Consider the following 21,570-nt stretch of genomic DNA (forward strand, 5'->3'; position numbering starts at 1 on the left):
GGTTAATCGGTAAGAATAACCATTCGGCGCGGCCGGACCATGCGCAGTGCGGCAGGGCCGGTATCGGCGGGCTTTGCGCCGCCGTCGGGTGAAGCGGGCAATGGGAAAACAGCAGCAGCGTCGATTCAAATGTACCGGCAGTGACCGGCACAGTAACGGTACAATCGGCTCGATACTGTTCGGTACAGTTGTTCGGTCACATCGCCATCCGTTCGACCGTGCATGCCGTTCAGCGGCGGCGGCCTCGCTCGCGTCGCCACGCCGGCCGTCGTGCCTGTTTCCGTTGCCGTTTCCGACGTTGCCCTTGCAGCGCATAGCTGGAGTCCGCCATGTCCGTCCCGCTCGATCTGATTCCCGCACCTCACGACGCGTCGGCGCTTACGCTCGTCGATCAGCTTGTCCAGTGGGCGCGCCGTCGCATCGAAGAGCGCGTGTTCCGTCCCGGCATGCGCATGCCGTCGATCCGCAAGCTTGCGCTCGACAAGGGCGTGTCGCGCTTTACGGTCGTCGAGGCGTACGAGCGGCTCGTCGCGCAGGGCTATCTGGATTCGCGCCGCGGCTCCGGCTTCTACGTGCGCGAGCGTCTTGCGGGGCCCGCGCCCGTCGAGCGCCGTCTCTCTTCCAATGCCGCGTCCGATGCGGCGCCCGCGCCGAGCACGATCGACGTCGTCTGGCTGTTGCGCAACATGCTGCACACATCGACGCGGCCCGAGCGCGGACCGGGCCTCGGTTATCTGCCGTCGCGCTGGCTCGACGGCGAGCTGATCACGGGCGCGCTGCGCACGCTCGGCCGGCAAAGCGGCGCGCAGATGCTCGGCTTCGGCACGCCGCAAGGCTTCCTGCCGCTGCGCCAGCAGTTGCAGACGCGGCTCGAAGAGCTGGAGATCGGCGCGTCGCCGGAACAGATCGTGCTCGTGTCCGGCATCACGCAGGCGATCGACCTGATCGCGCGGCTCTACGTGCAGCCGGGCGATTCCGTGATCGTCGGCGATCCGGCGTGGTTCCAGATGTTCGGGCGCTTCGCTTCGCAGGGCGCGCGTCTTGTCGGCATGCCGTACACGCCGGACGGCCCCGATCTCGACGCGCTCGAAACGCTCGTGCAGACCTGGCGCCCGAAAATGCTCGTGATCAACTCGGTGCTGCAAAACCCGACAGGCACGTCGCTGACGGCGGCGCAGGCCTTCCGCATTTTGCGGCTCGCGGAAGAGCACGACTTCATCGTCGTCGAGGACGACATCTACGGCGACCTGTGCCCGCCGGGCTTTGCGGCGACGCGCCTCGCGAGCCTCGACCAACTGCGGCGCGTCATTTACCTTGGCAGCTTCTCGAAGACGCTCGCGGCGAATCTGCGGGTCGGCTTCATGGCGTCGTCGCTGGATGTGGCGAAGGCCGTCACGGACCAGAAAATGCTCGTCGGCATGACGACGCCAGAACTGAACGAGCGCGTTTTGTACAAGATCCTGACGGAAGGGCACTACCGGCGGCACGTCGAGCGGCTGCGCGCGCGGCTCGACGGCGTGCGCGACAAGTCCGTGCGGATGCTCGAAAAAACGGGGCTGCGCATGTTTCAGACACCGGCGGCGGGCATGTTCGTGTGGGCGGATACGGGCGTCGACGCCGATGCGCTTGCGGCCGCCGGCCACGAGGAAGGCTTTTTGCTCACACCGGGAAGCCTGTTCTCGCCGCAGCAGTCGCCGACCACGTGGATGCGCTTCAACGTCGCGAATTGCGGCGATCCCGCGCTGCCGGCATTTTTGTGCCGCTATCTGGACAGCGTCGCGCGCCGCGCTTCATGACGCCTCTTGAATCGGCGGCGCGCGACCCCATCTGAGCGCGCAACGTCCGTGTCGCGCGCCGCCGGCACGGACATCGTCTGCTTCGAATCAACCTGCAACAGAAAGGGAAACCGACCATGGCACAAGAAACCATGAGCTTCCAGGCAGAAGTGAAACAGCTTCTGCACCTGATGATCCACTCGCTGTACAGCAACAAGGAAATCTTCCTGCGCGAGCTGATCTCGAACGCCTCGGACGCCTCGGACAAGCTGCGCTTCGAAGCGATCGCGAACAACGCGCTGTATGAGAGCGATCCGAACCTGCGTATCCGCGTGTCGTTCGACAAGGCGGCGCGCACCATCAGCATCGACGACAACGGCATCGGCATGAGCCGCGACGAAACGATCTCGCACCTGGGCACGATCGCGCGCTCGGGCACGAAGGAATTCTTCGGCAAGTTGTCGGGCGATCAGCAGAAGGATGCGGCGCTGATCGGCCAGTTCGGCGTGGGCTTCTACTCGGGCTTCATCGTCGCGGACAAGATCACGGTGGAGACGCGCCGCGCCGGCCTGCCGGCCTCGGAAGGCGTGCGCTGGGTGAGTTCGGGCGAAGGCGATTTCTCGGTCGAAGCGATCGAGCGCGCGCAACGCGGCACGACGATCACGCTGCATCTGCGCGCCGACGAAGACGAACTGCTGTCCACGTGGAAGCTGAAGTCGATCATCCAGAAGTACTCGGATCACGTCGCGCTGCCGATCCTGATGCAGAAGGAAGAGTGGGACGCCGAGAAGAGCGAGATGGTCGCGAAGGACGAGGACGAGACCGTCAACCAGGCGAGCGCGCTGTGGACGCGCGCGAAGAGCGACATCAGCGACGAGCAGTACAAGCAGTTCTATCAGCACCTGTCGCACGATCACCAGGACCCGCTGACGTGGACGCACAACCGCGTCGAAGGCCGCAGCGAGTACATTCAGTTGCTGTACGTGCCGGCGCATGCGCCGTTCGATCTGTGGAACCGCGATCATCGCGGCGGCCTGAAGCTGTACGTGAAGCGCGTCTTCATCATGGACGACGCCGAGCAACTGCTGCCCGCGTATCTGCGTTTCGTGAAAGGCGTCGTCGATTCGAGCGATTTGCCGCTGAACGTGTCGCGCGAACTGCTGCAGGAAAGCCGCGACGTGAAGGCGATCCGCGAAGGCGTGACCAAGCGCGCGCTGTCGATGCTCGAAGAGCTCGCCAATTCGGAAGAAGCCGCCGGCAAGGAAAAGTACGCGACGTTCTGGACGGAATTCGGCCAGGTGCTGAAGGAAGGCATCGGCGAGGACTTCTCGAACAAGGAGCGCATCGCGAAGCTCGCGCGTTTTGCGTCGACGCATAACGACTCGCCGGAGCAGAACGTGTCGCTGACGGACTACGTCGCGCGCATGAAGCCGGAGCAGACGAAGATCTACTACGTGACGGCGGATACGTATCAGGCCGCGAAGAACAGCCCGCATCTCGAAGTGTTTCGCAAGAAGGGCGTCGAAGTGCTGCTGCTGACGGATCGCGTCGACGAATGGATGCTGTCGTTCCTTCAGGAATTCGACGGCAAGCCGCTTCAAAGCGTCGCGCGCGGCGACCTCGATCTCGGCCAGCTGAACGACGAAGAAAAGCAGGCGCAGGAGAAGGTCGGCGAAGAGCTGAAGCCGCTCGTCGAGCGCATGAAGGAGACGCTCAAGGACAAGGCGAAGGACGTGCGTCTGACATTCCGCCTGACCGATTCGCCGTCGTGCCTCGTCGCCGACGAAGGCGAGATGAGCGGCTACCTGCAGCGCATGCTGAAGGCCGCGGGTCAGAACGCGCCAGCGTTCCATCCGATTCTCGAAGTGAATCCGGAGCATGCGCTCGTGAAGAACCTCAGCGCCGACAACGCGAACTTCGACGACTGGTGCCATCTGTTGTTCGATCAGGCGTTGCTGGCCGAAGGCGGTTCGCTCGAAGACCCGGCTAGCTTCGTGAAGCGAACGAACACGCTGTTGCTGGCGCGCTGATGCGCGTTGCCTGATAAGGGGCGGAAAGAGGAAATGCGCTGCTTCGGCAGCGCATTTTTTTTGTGTGGCTGTCGTGTGTCGATTGACTGTCAGCGCTGTGGCGACCCGCCATTCAGCTTGCGCACCTGAGCGAGCACCGACCCCTCGAGTTCCTTCGATTCGGCGCATGCATGCGCGTCGCCGAGTACATGCGCGGCGGCCTTGCCGATGGCCGCGCTCGTGTGCTTCGTCGTGTGATGCTGCGCGAGCGCGGAGGCGGCGAGTTCCTTTTCGATCTTCGATGCGGCGGAACGCTTGAGAACGATCGCGGCGAGATGCGCGACGCGGTCCGACGTGGCTTTGTCATGAGCGGTCAATTGAAGCTCCCTGGTTTGTGGATAAAAGGCCGCGCAAGTGCGCGGCGCTCGCCGGCTATCTTCATCGTTCGGCCGGCACTTTGAACGGTGAACGGTCCGAACCGAGTGCCGGAATGGTCGGCGAATTCATGCGGACATGCCGCCTCGAAGGCCTGCTTTTTCTGGCGACCCTATAATGCCGCCCATGTCTATTCGTTTCGATGCTGTCGACGCCCATTGGCGCGTCGCGCCCCTTCCAGGTTTCTCGACCGATCAAAAAGACTGGCTCACGCGTGGTGGCTCGCTGACTGCGCATCTGCGCACGCTCGGCGCGGTGGTCGTGCGCGTGACGCGCGAAGCTGTCGATCTGCCCTATGAAGACGAGTACGCCGCGCTCGGCATCGCGTCGCGCACGCCCGTGTGGGTGCGCGAAGTGGCGTTATCGGTGGACGGCACGCCTTTCGTCGCCGCGCACAGCATCGTGCCGCTCACGGCGAGCACGGGCGTCTGGCAGGCGATGCGGCGTCTGCGCACGCGGCCGCTCGCGGAGCTGTTGTATAGCGACAGCAGCGTGTCGCGTTCGTCGCTGGTGAGCCGGCGCGTGACGGCGCGGCATCCGCTGTATCGGCTCGCGTCGAAAGAAACGGGCGATGCGCGCGCACATGCGCTCGTCGCGCGGCGCTCGGTGTTCGAGCGCTATGGCGAGCCGCTGATGGTCACCGAATGCATGCTGCCCGCGCTGTGGGCGAAGCTCGCGATGCGCGGCGACGGGCGCGCGCGCGGGCAGATCGCGCAGCCCGTGCCGCGCGATCATGGCCAGGCGCTCGATCACACGGCGTCGCGTGCCGACGCCAACGCAAAACGCGTCGACAGGCGCGTCGACAAACGCGAGGCGGCACGCTGATGTTGCGCGGCTTTCCTCCCGTCGTCGCCGAGAGCACACATACGCTGATACTCGGCAGCTTTCCAGGCGAGGCATCGCTCGCGGCGACGCAGTACTACGCGCATCCGCGCAATCAGTTCTGGCGATTGCTCGGCGCAGTGATCGGCGAACCGCTGGCCGAGCTCGATTACCCCACGCGTCTCGAGCACGTGTTGAAGCATGGCGTCGGCGTGTGGGACGTGCTTGCCGCGTGCACGCGCGAGGGCAGTCTCGATGTGGCGATCCGCAATGCGACGCCCAACGATTTCGCGTCGCTGCGCGAGTACGCACCGAAGCTCGCGAAGGTCTGCTTCAACGGCAAGACGGCGGGCCGCTTTGCGACCGTGATCGCCGCAGCCGGCTACGAAACCCTCGTGCTGCCGTCGTCGAGCCCCGCGAATGCTATGCTCTCGTTCGACCAAAAATTGCGCCTGTGGCGCGACATCCTTACATGACGAAACTGATCAAGCGCGCTTCGGCCGAGGCGCGTGCTTTCCGCAACAAAGAATCCGCAGTCTCGAAGCAAAGAATCTCGCGCGCGAAAACACGTGCCGCGCGTGACGAAGACGACTTCGCCGATGTCGCGAAGGCCTCGATGATCGAAGCGCCGCGCAAGCCGCGTTTTGCGCCCGTCACGTTCTCGGAAGAGGGCGGCGTGCGCTATCTGCACTTCGGCACGGAATGGGTGCAGGGCGCGATGCGCTTGTCGAAGCCCGATCACATCGAACTCGAATACGCGCAGCAGATGATGGCCTGGCTGCTGTTCCTCGAAACGCCGAAGCGCATCGTGCAGCTCGGACTCGGCACCGGCTCGCTGACGAAGTTCGCGCACCGCTTCCTGAAGCGCGCGCAGGTCGAAGCCGTCGAATTGAATCCCGCTGTCGTGATCGCGGCGCGCACGATGTTCGGCCTGCCCGCCGACGACGCGCGTCTCAGCGTGCGCGAGACGGACGCATGGGAGTTCGTCAACGATCGCGCGAATCACGGCACCGTCGGCGCGTTGCAGATCGATCTGTACGATGCGACGGCGCGCGGTCCCGTGCTCGACAGCGTCGCGTTCTATCGCGCCGCGCGCGCATGTCTCGCGCAAGCGGGCATCGTCACGGTCAACCTGTTCGGCGATCATCCGAGCTTCGTGCGCAACATGAAGCGGCTGAACGAAGCCTTCGACGGACGCGTCGTCGCATTGCCGGAAGTGCACGACGGCAACCGCATCGCGATCGCGTTCTCGGGGCCCGCCATCGACGTGCCGTTCACGCAGTTGCAGGCGCGCGCGAAGCTGCTCGAAGCGCGGCTCGCGTTGCCGGCGCGCAAGTGGGTCAAGGGCTTGCAGGAGTCGACGGGCCAGAACGGCACATTCGCGGTCTGACGCGCGTCGGCAATCGAACGCAAGTAGGGACGCGGCAGGCGAAGCGACATGCGACGCTTTCACGAACCACACACATGCCTCGCGCTGGTGCAACGCCAGCGCGCAACCGCTGTGCCATGGACTGCACGGCGGAATCGAATCGACCACAGCCCGTTCTGATCGAAAGGGCATAACGCAGCCCGTCCGACGAAGCGGCAAAATTCTCCGCTTTAGTCTCCCGTCCCACACTCCCGACGATTCTCCTATTGACAACACCGTTGCGTTTAGGGTCAGCCCTGCTTGACCGGTCGTTCGCCACTCCGATACTCTTTCGATGCTTTCGGGGAGCCCAAGCTGTTATCCGCAGCCGGGTCCATCTGCCCGCCCAACGCGGGCCACAATTCAATAAAAGGAAAGAGGAGACGTCATGGCTCACGACGCCGCCGCCAACAAGGCCAGCAAGCACTGGCTCTGGCTGTTGCTGCTGCCCTGGATCGCGATGATCTGGGTGCCGTCATACAACAAGGTCGAACCGCAACTGTTCGACTTCCCGTTCTTCTACTGGTATCAGCTACTGTGGGTGCTGATCAGCGCCGTGATCACCGCGCTGGTGTACTTCAAGACGAAGACCCGCTCGAAGGGAGGCGCACGATGAATGCAATCGCAACCTTCGTCTTCGTGCTGTTCTTCATTGGCGTCACGATTCTCGGCTTCGTCGCGGCCCACTGGCGGCGCGGCGACCTCGCGCATCTGGAAGAGTGGGGCCTCGGCGGCCGGCGCTTCGGCACGGTCGTCACGTGGTTCCTGCTGGGCGGCGACCTTTACACTGCCTACACGTTCATCGCCGTGCCGGCGCTCGTGTTCGGCGCGGGCGCGACGGGTTTCTTCGCGCTGCCCTATACGATCCTGATCTATCCGTTCGCGTTCGTCGTGTTCCCGAAGCTGTGGAGCATTGCGAAGCGTCATGGCTATGTCACGTCCGCTGACTTCGTCAACGCGCGTTACGGCAGCCGCACGCTGGCGCTCGTCGTCGCCGTGACGGGCATCGTCGCGACGATGCCGTACATCGCGCTGCAACTGGTCGGCATCGAAGTGGTGATCGGCGCGCTCGGCTTCGACACGACGGGCTTCGTCGGCGATCTGCCGCTGATCATCGCCTTCGCGATCCTCGCGGCTTACACGTACACGTCGGGCCTGCGCGCGCCGGCGATGATCGCCGTCGTCAAGGACGTGCTGATCTACATCACGATCGCCGCCGCGATCATCGTGATTCCGCCGCAACTCGGCGGCTTCGGCCACATCTTCGGCGCGGTGCCGCCCGCCAAGCTGCTGCTGAAGGCGCCGGACGTGGCGAGCCTCAACGGCTATAGCGCATACGCGACACTGGCAGTGGGATCGGCGCTCGCGCTCTTCCTGTATCCGCACTCGGTGACGGCGATTCTGTCGTCGTCGTCGGGCAATACGATCCGCCGCAACATGGCGATGCTGCCTGCGTACTCGCTCGTGCTCGGCCTGCTCGCGCTGCTCGGCTTCATGGCGCTCGCAGCGGGCGTGAAGGACATGCCTGAGTTCGCGCCGTACTTCAAGGCCTTTGGCCCGAACTTCGCGGTGCCGGCGCTGTTCCTGCACTTCTTCCCGTCGTGGTTCGTCGGCGTCGCGTTTGCGGCCATCGGCATCGGCGCGCTGGTGCCCGCCGCGATCATGTCGATTGCAGCGGCGAACCTGTACACGCGCAACATCCACAAGGAGTTCGTCAACCGCAACATGACGCACGAGCAGGAAACGAACATCGCGAAGCTGGTCTCGCTGATCGTGAAAGTGGGCGCGGTCGCGTTCATTCTCGGCCTGCCGCTGACGTACGCGATCCAGCTGCAACTGCTCGGCGGCATCTGGATCATCCAGACGCTGCCCGCGATCGTGCTCGGCCTCTATACGCGTGTGCTCGACTATCGCGGTCTGCTGCTCGGCTGGGCGGCGGGCATTGCCGTCGGCACGTGGATGGCGATCTCGCTGAAACTCGCGGGCTCGATCTATACGATCCACATCGGCGGAATGGCGATTCCGGGTTACGCGGCCGTGTGGTCGCTGGTCGTCAACCTCGTCGTGTCGATCGTCGTCAGCTTCGCCGTGCGCGCAGCGGGCATGAAGCACGCGGAAGACCGCACGAATCCGGAAGATTATCTGGACCACCCGGTCGAAAGCTGATCGCGCCGTTTGCGCGGTCCGCATCACACGAAGCCCGCAGCAGATGCTGCGGGCTTTTTTGTTGGCGCGGCGCGGCCTGGCCGTCTCCGTGCCGACGCCGCTCACATCGTTTATGCTCATCCGGTGGCTTCGACCCAACGTGAGATAACCGATGGCTTTAGCCGACCCGCATTCGAATCCGCCACGCAAGCGCAGCGGCACGCCGCCCGTCTCGAACGACGCCGTCGCCGCGCGCCTCGCGCCGCGCCGCACGCGCGTCGGACGGATCGCGCACGCGATCACGTCGCCGTACTATCGCTACCGGCACGCGAAGTTCTTCCATAGCCTGCGCGTCGGCCTCGCAATGCTCGTGTCGATTCTCGCGACGACGGGCATCGACATTCCGCATGGCATCTGGGCGTCGGTGACGCTGCTGGTGGTGATCGGTGGACTGCAGCATCACGGCAATATCCGCAAGAAGGCGGCGGAGCGCGCGGCGGGCACGCTGCTCGGCGCGGCGCTCGGGCTTGCGCTGATCCTTCAGCAGAACCTGTTCGATTCGCTGCCGCTCACGTATGTGCTGATGTCGGTGATTGCCGCCGTCTGCGCGTGGTTCGCGATCGGCACGGCCGGTTACGTCGCGCTGCTGACGGCCATCACGATGTGCATCGTCGCGGGCCACGGCGACAACATGATCGACACGGGCCTGTGGCGCACGCTTAACGTGCTGATCGGCATCGTGATCGCGCTCGCGTTTTCGTTCGCGCTGCCGTTGCACGCAACCTATTCGTGGCGCTATCTGCTCGCCGACAATCTGCGCGAGTGCGCGCGCCTCTACACGCGGATGATGACGGGCGTGCCCGTCGGCAGCGACGAGCAGGTGGCCGCGTTCATCCGCATGGGCAAGCGGCTCGTGCAACTGCGCTCGCTGATGCCGTCGGTGGCGAAGGAAATCGACTTGCCGATCGCGCGGCTCGACGACATCCAGCGTCTGCATCGCTCGATGCTGAGCGCGCTGGAAATGCTGTCGACGGGCACGCTCGCGCACGCTGAAATACGCGAAGCGTTTGCGCACGAGTGCGGCGAGGAGACGAACGCGGTGCGCATGACGCTGCTTGCGAGCGCACGTGCGTTGCGCTTCGCGGGCGCGATGCAGTTCAGGATGCCGGAGGAGGTTTCGGCTGAGACGCTCGCTTGCCCGCCTGCTGACGCGACGGCACAAAGCGAAGAAGATTCGACGGGCGCGCAGGCTTCGCGCAAAGAAATGGCCCCTGAATTGCAGGGGCCATATTGGCTTGCACAGCGCTTCACGGAACAGGTCGAGCGCATGCGCACGTTGCTGGCTGCTGCCGAGCCGAACTGGAACATCGAAGGCGGAGATCGCGAGCAAGCTGCGCGCTGATCCGCTTGCCGGCTCGATATTCGGGGTTGGTATCAGCTCGGGTGCTTGTCGCCTTCGTGCGGGTTCGTGACCATCCACATCACGCCGAACTTGTCGATGGCCATACCGAAGCCGCTGCTCCAGAACGTCGCCTGCCACGGCATCACGACGTTGCCGCCTTCCGAAATCGCCTTGAACGTCTTTTCGCCCTGCGACGGATCGTCGACGGTGATCGACAGGCTGTAGCCCGAGTGCGTAACAGGCGTTCCATCGCAATTGCCATCCGACGCCATCAGTTCCGTCGAACCGATCTTGATCGTCGAATGCATGATCTTTTCTTCCGTGCCAGGGCGGATAGGCTGCTCGGGGCTCGGCGGCGCGTCTTTGAAACGCATCTGGAACAGCACCTGCGCGCCGAGCTTCTCGCCGTAGAACTTCAGCGCTTCTTCACAGCGGCCATTGAAAAACAGATAGGGTTGGACTTGCATCGATGTCTCCACTCAATTGACATGTCGTTCCATGCGAACGCGCAGCGACGCATTCGTGTCAACGATTGTAGTCGTCGCAGGAGCGTCGGATGTGAAACTGTGTTGACGATGGCAACGTGCGTGACGCGCTGACGGCGTGAGAGGAACTCGCAAGAAAGCAGGCGCAAAAAGCACATAAAAAAAGCGCGCAGCCTTGCGGGCCGCGCGCTCTTGCACAGAGAAGAAATACGGAGCAGATCAGCGCAGCGCGTCGATCACCTTTTCGAGCTTGATCGCGTCCGCTGCGAACACGCGGATGCCTTCCGAAAGCTTTTCGGTCGCCATCGCATCTTCGTTGACGAGGAAGCGGAACGACGGCTCATCCGTCGGCACGCGCGCGATCTCGGCGTTCTTGCTGGCTTCCGGCGACAGCTTGCGCTCGAGCTTGTCGGTGCTGTCGTGCAGCTTTTGCAGCAGATCCGGGCTGATCGTCAGCAGATCGCAGCCTGCCAGTTCGGTAATCTGGCTCGTCGTGCGGAAGCTCGCGCCCATCACTTCCGTCGGGTAGCCGAACTTCTTGTAGTACGCATAGATGCGGCGCACCGACTGCACGCCCGGATCGTTCGCGCCGCCGTCGCGCGCTTCGTCCCAGTTGCTGCCGGCGCTCTTCTTGTACCAGTCGTAGATGCGGCCGACGAACGGCGAGATCAGTTGCGCGCCCGCTTCCGCGCACGCGACGGCTTGCGGCAGCGAGAAGAGCAGCGTCATGTTGCACTTGACGCCTTCCTTCTGCAGCACTTCGGCTGCGCGGATGCCTTCCCACGTCGACGCGAGCTTGATCAGCACGCGCTCGCGGCCGATGCCTTGCGCTTCGTACAGCTTGATGAGTTCATGCGCCTTGTCGATCGACGCTTTCGTGTCGAACGACAGGCGCGCGTCGACTTCCGTCGATACGCGGCCCGGGACGATCTTCAGGATTTCGGTGCCGAAGGCGATCAACAGGTGGTCGATGATTGCGCTGACGGGCTTCGATGCGTGGTCGCGTACCGTCTTTTCGAGCAGCGGCTTGTATTCGTCCTTCTGCACGGCCTTCAGGACCAGCGACGGATTCGTCGTCGCGTCCTGCGGCTTGTATTGCGCGAGTTGCTGGAAGTCGCCGGTATCCGCGACGACCTTGGTGTATTGCTTGAGTTGATCGAGTGCAGTAGTCATGTCGAGCCTTCGCTTCGGGGCGCACGCGCGCCATGGTCCAGGGAAATAATGACGCCGCGCGGAGCCTCCGTCAGCACGCAAACGGCCACGCATCAGCGCGTCATCGGCAGTGTCCACGTTGCAAGCCGGGAATGTTACCGTGGAACGCCACCCGATACTTCTATTCTATGGCGGATTGGGTGATGCTGGTTTGACAGGTACACCCCTCCGTCCGTTCGCGCCATGGCGCCAGGCACATTCCGCCTTTGGAACTGGCTGTCGTCCGACCACGCGGTCTTTCGTGTCCGCGCATCGGGCGGGCGCCGTCATGCGCGCCGCGCGTTCAGCACGAATTGCGTGAACAGGCCCGCGACGAGCCCCCAGAACGCCGAACCGATCGACAGCAGCGTGAGACCCGAGGCGGTCACCATGAACGTGACGAGCGCGGCTTCACGCTGTCGCGTGTCCTGCATCGCGTTCGTGAGCCCGCTCATGATCGAGCCGAACAGCGCGAGCGCCGCGACGGACACCACGAGCGCTTTCGGCAGTGAGCCGAAGAGGGCCGCGATCGTCGCGCCGAAGATCCCCGCGATCAGATAGAACAGGCCGCACCAGACGGCGGCCATATAGCGCTTCGAGCGGTCTTCGTGCGCTTCGCGGCCCGTGCAGATCGCGGCCGTGATCGCGGCGAGATTCACGCCGTGCGAGCCGAACGGCGCGAGCAGCAGCGACGCGACGCCCGTCGTCGCGATCAGCGGCGCGGACGGCGTCTGGTAGCCATCCGCGCGCAGCACGGCGATGCCGGGCACGTTCTGCGAAGCCATCGCCACGATGAAGAGCGGAATGCCGATGCTGATGACGGCCGACAGCGAGAACGCGGGCACAGTCAGCACGGGCACGGCGAACGCCACGCGGAAAGCGCTGAAGTCGAGCAGACCGAGCGCGCCTGCAACGGCCGTGCCGACCACGAGCGTCGCGGGGATCGCATAGCGCGGCGCAAAACGCTTGACCGCGAGGTAGGTGAAGAACATCGCCAGCACGAGCGCCGTCTGGAATTGCGCGGCGCGAAAAATCTCGATGCCGATTTCGAACAGGATGCCCGCCAGCAGCGCCGACGCGATGCCCGCCGGAATCTTTTTCATCAGCGTATCGAACCAGCCCGTGAGGCCGACGAGCGTCAGCAGCAGCGCGCAGACAATGAATGCGCCGATCGCTTCGGAATACGCGACGTGCGGCAGCGACGACACGAGCAGCGCCGCGCCCGGCGTCGACCACGCGATCACGATGGGCGCGCGAAAGCGCAGCGACAGTCCGATTGTGCACAGCGCCATGCCCACAGACAGCGCCCAGATCCACGACGAAATCTGCGCATCGGTCAGATGCGCGGCGCGGCCTGCCTGGAACATCAGCACGAGCGAGCTTGTGTAGCCCGTCATCATCGCGACGAAGCCGGCGACGAGCGCGGACAGCGACGTGTCGGCGAACGGCTTGAGCGGTGCGCGCGCGGCCGTGGAGAATTCGGGGGAAGAAGGGGTGGTCATCCTGCGTGTCTCTTATCGTGCGTTATGGTGGTGCGCAATGGGTGGTGCGTGGGTGTTGCGTTCTCGCGGCGCCGTTGCCGCGCGGCGTGCAAACGACGAGCGAGCGGGCACGGTGCGTCCGCTATCGTGGTCCCGCGTTCGGACGGTGAAGATCGGTGGAGTTTACTTGCTCAGCACGCGCATCGCGGTTTCGAGCCCGGCGAGCGTGAGCGGGTACATCCGGTGGCCGAGCACTTCGCGGATCACCGAAACTGACTGCCGATATTCCCACAAGCCTTCAGGCTCGGGATTGAGCCATGCGTGATGGGGGAAATGATCGGCGATCCGGCGCAGCCACACGGCGCCCGCTTCGGCGTTGTTGTACTCGACCGAGCCGCTCGGCTGCAGCACTTCGTACGGGCTCATCGTCGCGTCGCCGACGAAGATCAGCTTGTAGTCGGGTGTGAACTTGTGCAGCATGTCCCACGTCGCGAGCCGCTCGACGTGCCGGCGGCGGTTGTTCTTCCACAGGAAGTCGTAGACGCAGTTGTGGAAGTAGTAGAACTCGAGGTGCTTGAACTCGGCCTTCGCGGCCGAGAACAGTTCTTCCGTGCGCTTGATGTGATCGTCCATCGATCCGCCGACGTCGAGCAGCATCAACACCTTCACGTTGTTGTGCCGCTCGGGGACCATCTTCAGGTCGAGCCAGCCGGCGTTCGCGGCCGTGCTGCGGATCGTGTCGGGCAAGTCGAGCTCTTCGGCGGCGCCTTCGCGCGCGAAGCGCCGCAGGCGGCGCAGCGCGACCTTGATGTTGCGCGTGCCGATCTCGACCTGATCGTCGTAATCGCGGTACGCGCGTTGATCCCACACCTTCACGGCCGTCCGATTGCCCGACGAGTCGCCGCCGATGCGAATGCCCTCAGGGTTGTAGCCGCCGTTGCCGAACGGCGACGTGCCGCCCGTGCCGATCCATTTGCTGCCGCCTTCGTGACGGCCTTTCTGTTCGTCGAACAGTTCCTTCAGGCGCTCCATCAGCTTGTCGAGGCCGCCCATCTTTTCGATCTGCGCCTTTTCTTCTGCGCTCAGCTCGCGTTGCAGCTTCTTCTTCAGCCAGTCGAGAGGGACATCGAACGCGAGATCGGACTTCTGCGCGACGCCGTTGAAGTACGCGCCGAATGCCTGATCGAACTTGTCGAAGTACTGCTCGTCCTTCACGAGCGTCATGCGCGCGAGGTAGTAGAACTCGTCCAGCGACGGCTGGATTACGCTGTCCTTCAGCGCTTCGAGCAGCGTCAGGTATTCCTTCACGGAGACGGGCAGCTTCGCGGCGCGCAGCGTGTAGAAAAAGTCGATCAGCATGCCGTCGTCTCCGGGGTTTTCCGCGTCGATGCCTTCTATCAGCGGTTGTTGCGGTTCATGAACACGAGCCGCTCGAAGAGGCTCACGTCCTGCTCGTTCTTCAGCAGCGCGCCGTGCAGCGGCGGCACGATCTGCTTCTGATCCTTCGAGCGCAGCGCTTCGGGCGGAATGTCTTCGGCGAGCAGCAGCTTCAGCCAGTCGAGCAGTTCGGAGGTGGACGGCTTCTTCTTCAGGCCCGATACGTTGCGCAACTCGAAGAAGCTTTCCATCGCGGCGCGCAGCAGGTCCTGCTTGATGCCGGGATAGTGGACTTCGACGATCTGCTGCATCGTCGCGGGATCGGGGAACTTGATGTAGTGGAAGAAGCAGCGGCGCAGAAACGCGTCGGGCAGCTCCTTCTCGTTGTTCGACGTGATGATGACGAGCGGACGGTGCTTCGCCTTCACGAGCTCGCGCGTCTCATACACGTAGAACTCCATGCGGTCGAGCTCGCGCAACAGGTCGTTCGGAAACTCGATGTCGGCCTTGTCGATTTCGTCGATCAGCAATACGGATTGCTGCTCCGACTCGAACGCCTGCCACAGCACGCCCTTGACGATGTAATTGGCGATGTCCTTCACGCGCTCGTCGCCGAGCTGCGAATCGCGCAGACGCGAGACGGCGTCGTATTCGTACAGACCCTGTTGCGCCTTCGTCGTGGACTTGATGTGCCACTGCAGAAGCGGCATGCCGAGGGCCGCCGCGACTTCTTCCGCGAGCATGGTCTTGCCTGTGCCCGGCTCGCCCTTGATGAGCAGCGGGCGCTTGAGCGTCATCGCCGCATTGACCGCGAGCTTGAGATCGTCGGTGGCGACGTATTGCGATGAGCCTTCGAAACGCATGACTGGACGCCCGTTCGGGAAAAATTCCAGTATAAGTCAGAAGCCCTGTTGTGCTGAATCGCGCTCCCGTATGGTGTCAGCCGCGTCGCACGACGCGCAGAACGCGTGCCCTGACCCTCGGGCGATGTGGCGTAAGGTGTCGTGTGCGGTTCGCCGCGATGCCCGAAAAAGCGGCAGATTTGTGGTCGAGGCGCAGGCGGATTGGCGCTTGAACCTGTCCGCGCAGCCTACGTGGGCCGCCCATTCGGACTGCGGCAATGTGCCGCGCCCGAGAGCGCTTCAAATGCGGTAAAGCGCCTGAGGCGTATGCTGCGCGCCGCTCGCTGCGGTGCTTTCGCGGCAAAGGGCGCGGGCTCCCGTCGGGTGGACGCCCGGCGCGGCGTCGCGGTACAATTGGGCCGATTTTTTTGGCCTGCGTGGCAACCCGACAAGTAAAACGGCGCAGGCCGTTGCCTTTTCGGGCGCCCGTTTCCCCTCAAGCCAGGTTAGAAGAGCTATGAACAAATTCGTCGGCAAACATGTCGTGATCGCAGCGATGTCGGTGCTCGCGGGCTTAGCGTCAACTGTGCAGGCAGCGGATATCGTCGGCAATGCCAAGGCGGGTCAGGGCAAGGTCGCGATGTGTATCGGCTGTCACGGTATTCCTGACTATCGTACGGCGTACCCCGAGGTGTACCGGGTGCCGATGCTGGGCGGCCAGAATCAGACCTACCTCGAAAACGCGCTGCACGCGTACAAGAAGGGCGATCGCCATTTCGAAACGATGCACGCAGTCGCGACGTCGTTGTCCGATCAGGACATCGCCGATATCGCCGCGTACTACGCGTCGCAGACTTCCTCTTCGAAGAACAATCCCGACAAGTGATCGTCGTCCCGACCAAGGCGGCTCATTTGCTCGTCCGGTTCGCGGATCGCAATCAGATTGCAAGGGACGGAAGCAAGCGCCAAAGCGCCCCGTCGACACAGGAGAATTCATGAAGAAGCACCCCCACGCACTTCATACGGTGGTCAAGGCTGCATGCGCGACGCTCGCGCTGGCCGGTTTCGTCGTCGCTTCGAATGCGGCGCACGCGGCGGATGCCGGCAACGGCAAGGTGCTCGCGGAGAGCCACAATTGCGCGGCCTGCCACGGCCCGAATCTGAACAAGCCGGTGAGCCCCGAATATCCGAAGCTCGCGGGCCAGCATGCCGACTACATCTACTGGGCGCTGCGCCAGTACCAGATGGGCAACGGCAATCCGCATCTCGGCCGCAATAACGCGATCATGCAGGCGCAGGTGCAAAGCCTGTCGCAGAACGACATGAAGGATCTCGCGGCCTACATCGAATCGCTGAATGGCGATCTCGTGCAGAAGAAGTAATCGGCACGCGACCTGCTGACGGTTCACGACAAACACCCCGCATGCGCGGGGTGTTTGCTTTGGTGCGACGGAGGTTGCGCGTGACGGATGCGGCGCGTGCGCGTCAGGCGTTCAATCGCGCGACGCGCGGCGCTCGATACGCTGCAGATAGGCGTCCGTATCGGGCGGCGTGTTCGTGCGCTGCGCTTCCCAGATCGTTTCGCCGAGGCATTCCATGATCGCGTGCTGCGCGTCGTGCGTCGAGCCGAGGCGCGCGGCAAGGCGGTCGTGCGCGGCGCGGATGCCGGGCGGCTGATCGATCGACAACTGCTCGCTGATGGCGAGATGCATCGACAGATGCAGGAACGGATTGGTCTGTCCGCGCTCGGGCGAATAGTCCTGTGCCGACGCGGCGTCGGGGTCGGCGAGATCGGCGTGATATTCGGGGTGCTCGACGATCCAGTCGGCGGCGATTGCTTCGAGCGGCGTCAGGATTTCACCCGCGCGCTGCTTGCGCCAGGTGTCGGTGAAAAAACGGCGGACTTCGTCGCGGCTGGGATTGAACATCGATGGACTTCGGGCGGTAAGAGCGGGTGGAGCCGGATGCGGCGCGGCGCGCGTTGCGGGCCGTCGACGACGGACCGCGCACGCGAGCGCACATTTTACGCCGTGACCGAGCTGCCCGCTGGCGGGCGGCTCGGGGAGGCAGGGCGCGGCGCGGTTGCAGCGAAATACGCTCGCGGCGACACGCGGAAGCTCAAAGATCGGGCGGCGGCGTCTTCTGCTTGAACTCGCACAGCGGCTCGATCACGCAGTGCCAGCACTCCGGCCGGCGTGCCTTGCACACATAGCGCCCGTGCAGAATCAGCCAATGATGCGCGTCGTGCCTGAATTCGGCGGGCGTGAACTTTTCCAGCGCCAGTTCGACGGCGCGCACGTCCTTGCCGGGCGCAAGCCCCGTTCGGTTGGCAACCCGAAAGATGTGCGTGTCGACGGCGATTGTCGGATGACCGAAGGCCGTGTTCAGAATGACGTTCGCCGTCTTGCGGCCGACGCCCGGCAGACTCTCCAGTGCCTCGCGATCCTCCGGCACTTCGCCGCCGTACTGATCGAGCAGGATGCGGCACGTCGCGATCACGTTCTTCGCTTTCGTGCGGTAGAGGCCGATCGTCTTGATGTAATCGGCGACGCCTTCTTCGCCCAGGTCGAGTACCTTCTGCGGCGTATTCGCGACGGGAAACATCCGGCGCATCGCCTTGTTCACCGATACGTCCGTTGCTTGCGCGGACAACATCACGGCAATCAGCAACTCGAATGGCGTCGAGTATTCGAGCTCTGTCGTCGGGTGCGGATTCAGGCTCTGAAGGGTCTCGTAGATCGCGCGTCGTTTGTTCGCATTCATTCGGCGAGGTCAGGGCTTTTTAGGTTGATCGTTGTCTGGCTTGGATGCCGATTCGGAGTTGTCCTGCCCAATGCCAAGCCGACGACGACGCGCTTCAGCCTCATCGATCTGCGCCTGTATTTCAGCGCTCACGTTCGTCGTGTTCTTCGGACCCAGGCCTTGAGTTGCGTTTTCTTCCTTCTTCTTTCGCGCGCGTTCGAGCGCGGCCTGGATGATCGCGCGTTTTTTCGCTTCCGCGTCGGCGGCGGGGGTATGTGCAGGTGTTGGCGCGGCGGCGGCTTCCGTTGCTGCCGCTGGTGCTTCTGTTGGGCGCGAGCCAACGGTCGGTGCTGGCGATTCGCCGGCAGCCGCTGCACTCGACGCGCGCCGTGCCGCAGCGCGCGCTTCGGCCGCATCGCGTTCGGCGTCGAGGCGTGCCTGGCGACGGTCGTGGCGCGCGCGTGCCGCGTCGGCCTGTTGGTGCGTCCACGCGTCCCAGCCCGTCTTGTCGCCCGTGACGGGGATCATCGCGATGCAATCGACGGGGCAGGGCGGCACGCACAGATCGCAGCCCGTGCACAGTTCGGCGACCATCGTGTGCATCTGCTTCGGCGCGCCGACGATGGCATCGACGGGACACGCCTGCATGCACAGCGTGCAGCCGATGCACAGGTTCTCATCGATGAATGCGACGGGGCGCGCTCGCTCGACGCCGTTCTCGGGATTGATCGGGATCACCGGCTTGCCGAGCAATGCGGCAAGCCGCGCGACGCCTTCGGCGCCGCCTGGCGGGCACTGGTTGTAGTTCGCTTTGCCGTCCGCGATCGCTTCGGCGTAAGCGCGGCAGTCCGGATAGCTGCACTTCGTGCACTGCGTCTGCGGCAGTAAGTCTTCGATGCGGTCGGCGAGTGTTCGGGAATGTGTCACGGTGGAGACGTGGGACTTCGTGGGGCTTGCTGTCGCCGATTGCTCGCATTGCTGTCACGCGCGCGCCGATGGGTGCGACTTCAACGGTGCAGTCGCATCAGAATCGCGCGCTGCAATTCAGACAATGCGAGAGCATAGATCGTGCGCAGACCGCGTCAATGTTCTCAATAGTGTTCTCAATAATGAGAGCGTCGCGGCGAGTGCAATGGGCAATCGGTCAAAAGCACATTATCGCCGATTTCCCCAGTTGTTATTACTGAAGCATGTGCCATAATCAAAACGCTTTTTAGTATGACCGCAGGAGGGTGTTTCCACCAACCAGCCCGCGCAGTGCCGCCGTTGCAAGGCCATGCGAGAGGACGGCGGGCGATCCGGATAACGCGGCTCACAAAGCACATGCCACCATGAATCAGCCGAAAATCAAAAGAGATCCTGAAGGCACCCGTCGCCGCATTCTGCTCGCGGCGGCCGAAGAGTTTGCGAATGGTGGGTTGTTCGGCGCGCGCGTCGATCAGATTGCCCGCCGCGCGGAGACCAATGAACGCATGCTCTACTACTACTTCGGTAGCAAGGAGCAGCTATTCACGGCAGTCCTCGAGCACGCATTCAGCGCGCTTACGGAAGCAGAGCGCACATTGGACCTCGCAGGCGTTGCGCCTGTCGAAGCCGTGACGCGTCTCGCGCATTTCGTGTGGGACTACTATCGCGACCATCCCGAACTGCTGAGGCTCGTGAACAACGAGAATCTGCACGAGGCGCGGTATATGCAGAAGTCCACGCGCATCCGTGAAATGATCTCGCCGATTGTCGCCACGCTGGGCTCGATCCTGGAACGTGGGCAGCGCGCGGGGCTCTTTCGCACCAGCGTCGATCCGCTGCGCTTTTACGTGACGCTCTCGGGCATGGGCTACTACATCGTTTCGAATCGCTTCACGCTCGAAGCGACGCTCGGCCGCGACTTCAGCTCCGCTGGCGAGCGCAGCGAAGTCATTCAGATGAATACCGAGATCCTGCTCGCGTATCTGATGCGGCGTTAAGCTCCGTCCCAACGAAAAACGGCCTCGTGAGAGGCCGTTTTGCTATCTGCCCGCATCCCGCCAACCGGCAGAATGCAGGCGAACCGTCGCGTCAGGCTTCGACGTGCTCTTCCGTCTTGCGCGCACTCCTCGCGCTGTGTTCGAGGATGAAGTCGCGCAACTGCGGATAGATGATCGTGCGCCAGCGGCGGCCCGAGAAAATGCCGTAGTGTCCGCACTTTTCCGCCGTGAAGTGGCGGCGGTTCTTCTCGGGAATACCCGTGCACAGATCGTGCGCGGCGCGCGTCTGGCCGTCGCCGGAGATGTCGTCGAGCTCGCCTTCGATCGTGAAGAGGGCCGTCTTCTTGATGTCCTGCGGACGCACCGGTTCGCCGTCCACGACCCACGTGCCCTCGGCAAGACGGAATTCCTGGAACACGACCCTGATCGTCTGCAGATAGTACTCGGCGGCCATATCGAGCACCGCGTTGTATTCGTCGTAAAAACGGCGGTGTGCTTCGGCATCTTCTTCGTCGCCGCGCAGAAGGCTCTGATAGAAGTCCCAATGCGACGCCGCGTGACGTTCCGGATTCATCGCGACAAAGCCGGTGTGCTGCAGAAAGCCCGGGTACACCTTGCGGCCGAAGCCCGGATAGTTCGAAGGCACGTTATAGATCACGTTGTTCTCGAACCATTCGTACGAATGCTGGGTCGCGAGCGAATTGACGGACGTGGGGCTCTTGCGAGCATCGATCGGGCCACCCATCATCGTCATCGTGCGCGGCGTGTCTTCGCCGCGGCTCGCCATCAGCGAGATGGCAGCGAGCACGGGCACCGTCGGCTGGCACACGGAGATCACGTGCAGGTTCTTCGCGCCGATGTGGCGGATGAATTCCTGGATGTACGCGATGTAATCGTCCAGATTGAACGAGCCGTCTTCGAGCGGCACCATGCGCGCGTCGATCCAGTCCGTGATGTACACCTTGTGGTCCTGCAGCAGTGTGCACACGGTGTCGCGCAGCAGCGTCGAATGGTGGCCCGACAGCGGCGCGCACACGAGCACGACGGGCTCTTCCTTCAGTTGCGTGACGGCGTCGCTGTCGTCGGAATAGCGCTTGAAGCGCAGCAGGCGGCAGAACGGTTTTTCGATGATCGTCTGTTCGACGATGGGAATGTTGCGACCGTCCTTGACGATCTGATGCAGGTTGAACTCGGGCTTTTCGTAATCCTTGCCGAGGCGGTACAGCAACTCGTAGCCAGCGGACAGGCGGGTGGCGCCTGGCACATAGGCGAACGGACTGGCCGGATTCGCAAACGATTTCGAAGCAGCCTGAGCCCAGGCGGTAAGCGGGCTGAGGAGTGCCCGCTGGAATTCGTGAAATTGGTAGAGCATGGGGGCTCCGGCGTTAAGCGGTTCGCGCACGGCGGCGTGTTTTGGAGCGCGGCGACGAGGCGGGCCGTTTTTGGTTACGTGTGAATTTGTTAGTGGCGAATGGCGACGATTATCGGCCGT

Annotated in this window: 21 protein-coding genes; 11 read left to right on the forward strand and 10 right to left on the reverse strand. The window is 63.5% G+C overall.

Annotated elements, in window-relative coordinates; genetic code table 11:
• The first annotated feature begins 329 nt into the window (after window positions 1-329).
• Window positions 330-1,796: an aminotransferase-like domain-containing protein gene (locus BN2476_RS12585; protein ID WP_087734485.1), complete on the forward strand. Its 1,467-nt coding sequence runs from the start codon at window positions 330-332 to the stop codon at window positions 1,794-1,796.
• A 116-nt stretch (window positions 1,797-1,912) separates the two neighbouring features.
• The gene (gene htpG, locus BN2476_RS12590; RefSeq protein ID WP_087734486.1) at window positions 1,913-3,805 is read left to right on the forward strand and encodes a molecular chaperone HtpG; all 1,893 of its coding nucleotides are present in this window, start codon (window positions 1,913-1,915) and stop codon (window positions 3,803-3,805) included.
• 89 nt (window positions 3,806-3,894) lie between these two features.
• Here the strand turns inward: htpG and BN2476_RS12595 are convergent, their stop codons facing one another.
• Window positions 3,895-4,161, reverse strand: a complete 267-nt coding sequence (locus BN2476_RS12595) for a hypothetical protein (RefSeq protein ID WP_087734487.1) — start codon at window positions 4,159-4,161, stop codon at window positions 3,895-3,897.
• A gap of 184 nt (window positions 4,162-4,345) precedes the next feature.
• On the opposite strand from BN2476_RS12595, the gene BN2476_RS12600 reads away from it, so the two are divergent.
• The 6 genes from BN2476_RS12600 (at window position 4,346) to BN2476_RS12625 (ending at window position 9,996) form a co-directional block, all read left to right on the forward strand.
• The gene (locus BN2476_RS12600) at window positions 4,346-5,044 is read left to right on the forward strand and encodes a chorismate--pyruvate lyase family protein (protein WP_087734578.1); all 699 of its coding nucleotides are present in this window, start codon (window positions 4,346-4,348) and stop codon (window positions 5,042-5,044) included.
• Window positions 5,044-5,517 carry a DNA-deoxyinosine glycosylase gene (locus BN2476_RS12605; RefSeq protein ID WP_087734488.1) on the forward strand — a complete coding sequence of 158 codons (474 nt, stop codon included), beginning with the start codon at window positions 5,044-5,046 and terminating at the stop codon, window positions 5,515-5,517. Before BN2476_RS12600 ends, BN2476_RS12605 begins: the two co-directional genes overlap by 1 nt.
• Window positions 5,514-6,431: a class I SAM-dependent methyltransferase gene (locus BN2476_RS12610; RefSeq protein ID WP_087734489.1), complete on the forward strand. Its 918-nt coding sequence runs from the start codon at window positions 5,514-5,516 to the stop codon at window positions 6,429-6,431. Before BN2476_RS12605 ends, BN2476_RS12610 begins: the two co-directional genes overlap by 4 nt.
• 406 nt (window positions 6,432-6,837) lie before the next feature.
• Entirely contained in the window at window positions 6,838-7,065 is a 228-nt protein-coding gene (locus tag BN2476_RS12615; protein ID WP_087734490.1) for a DUF3311 domain-containing protein, read from the forward strand.
• Entirely contained in the window at window positions 7,062-8,615 is a 1,554-nt protein-coding gene (mctP, locus tag BN2476_RS12620) for a monocarboxylate uptake permease MctP (protein ID WP_087734491.1), read from the forward strand. Before BN2476_RS12615 ends, mctP begins: the two co-directional genes overlap by 4 nt.
• A gap of 151 nt (window positions 8,616-8,766) precedes the next feature.
• A complete protein-coding gene (locus tag BN2476_RS12625) occupies window positions 8,767-9,996 on the forward strand; it encodes an FUSC family protein (protein WP_087734492.1) in 1,230 nt (409 codons plus the stop codon).
• A gap of 32 nt (window positions 9,997-10,028) precedes the next feature.
• On the opposite strand, the gene BN2476_RS12630 is transcribed toward BN2476_RS12625, so the two are convergent.
• The 5 genes from BN2476_RS12630 to BN2476_RS12650 form a co-directional block, all read right to left on the reverse strand.
• A complete protein-coding gene (locus tag BN2476_RS12630) occupies window positions 10,029-10,463 on the reverse strand; it encodes a VOC family protein (RefSeq protein WP_087734493.1) in 435 nt (144 codons plus the stop codon).
• Window positions 10,464-10,700: 237 nt separating this feature from the next.
• Complete coding sequence (tal, locus tag BN2476_RS12635; protein ID WP_087734494.1) at window positions 10,701-11,654, reverse strand: transaldolase; 954 nt, start codon at window positions 11,652-11,654, stop codon at window positions 10,701-10,703.
• Between the two features lie 305 nt (window positions 11,655-11,959).
• A complete protein-coding gene (locus tag BN2476_RS12640) occupies window positions 11,960-13,174 on the reverse strand; it encodes a benzoate/H(+) symporter BenE family transporter (protein WP_087734495.1) in 1,215 nt (404 codons plus the stop codon).
• Window positions 13,175-13,336: 162 nt separating this feature from the next.
• The gene (locus BN2476_RS12645; protein ID WP_087734496.1) at window positions 13,337-14,512 is read right to left on the reverse strand and encodes a vWA domain-containing protein; all 1,176 of its coding nucleotides are present in this window, start codon (window positions 14,510-14,512) and stop codon (window positions 13,337-13,339) included.
• Window positions 14,513-14,550: 38 nt separating this feature from the next.
• A complete protein-coding gene (locus BN2476_RS12650) occupies window positions 14,551-15,393 on the reverse strand; it encodes an AAA family ATPase (protein ID WP_087734497.1) in 843 nt (280 codons plus the stop codon).
• A 496-nt stretch (window positions 15,394-15,889) separates the two neighbouring features.
• On the opposite strand from BN2476_RS12650, the gene BN2476_RS12655 reads away from it, so the two are divergent.
• A complete protein-coding gene (locus tag BN2476_RS12655) occupies window positions 15,890-16,258 on the forward strand; it encodes a c-type cytochrome (protein WP_087734498.1) in 369 nt (122 codons plus the stop codon).
• Between the two features lie 109 nt (window positions 16,259-16,367).
• Window positions 16,368-16,754: a c-type cytochrome gene (locus BN2476_RS12660; RefSeq protein WP_087734499.1), complete on the forward strand. Its 387-nt coding sequence runs from the start codon at window positions 16,368-16,370 to the stop codon at window positions 16,752-16,754.
• 111 nt (window positions 16,755-16,865) lie between these two features.
• Here the strand turns inward: BN2476_RS12660 and BN2476_RS12665 are convergent, their stop codons facing one another.
• The 3 genes from BN2476_RS12665 to rsxB form a co-directional block, all read right to left on the reverse strand.
• Window positions 16,866-17,300: a DUF1841 family protein gene (locus BN2476_RS12665; protein ID WP_087734500.1), complete on the reverse strand. Its 435-nt coding sequence runs from the start codon at window positions 17,298-17,300 to the stop codon at window positions 16,866-16,868.
• Window positions 17,301-17,490: 190 nt separating this feature from the next.
• The gene (gene nth / locus BN2476_RS12675) at window positions 17,491-18,135 is read right to left on the reverse strand and encodes an endonuclease III (RefSeq protein WP_087734502.1); all 645 of its coding nucleotides are present in this window, start codon (window positions 18,133-18,135) and stop codon (window positions 17,491-17,493) included.
• A 9-nt stretch (window positions 18,136-18,144) separates the two neighbouring features.
• A complete protein-coding gene (rsxB, locus tag BN2476_RS12680) occupies window positions 18,145-19,041 on the reverse strand; it encodes an electron transport complex subunit RsxB (protein ID WP_087734503.1) in 897 nt (298 codons plus the stop codon).
• Between the two features lie 404 nt (window positions 19,042-19,445).
• Between rsxB and BN2476_RS12685 the strand changes: the two genes are divergently transcribed.
• The gene (locus BN2476_RS12685; RefSeq protein ID WP_087734504.1) at window positions 19,446-20,078 is read left to right on the forward strand and encodes a TetR/AcrR family transcriptional regulator; all 633 of its coding nucleotides are present in this window, start codon (window positions 19,446-19,448) and stop codon (window positions 20,076-20,078) included.
• Between the two features lie 91 nt (window positions 20,079-20,169).
• On the opposite strand, the gene BN2476_RS12690 is transcribed toward BN2476_RS12685, so the two are convergent.
• Window positions 20,170-21,450, reverse strand: a complete 1,281-nt coding sequence (locus BN2476_RS12690; RefSeq protein WP_087734505.1) for a polyhydroxyalkanoate depolymerase — start codon at window positions 21,448-21,450, stop codon at window positions 20,170-20,172.
• Window positions 21,451-21,570: the final 120 nt, after the last annotated feature.

The organism is Paraburkholderia piptadeniae, assembly GCF_900007165.1.
GTDB classification, from domain to species: domain Bacteria; phylum Pseudomonadota; class Gammaproteobacteria; order Burkholderiales; family Burkholderiaceae; genus Paraburkholderia; species Paraburkholderia piptadeniae.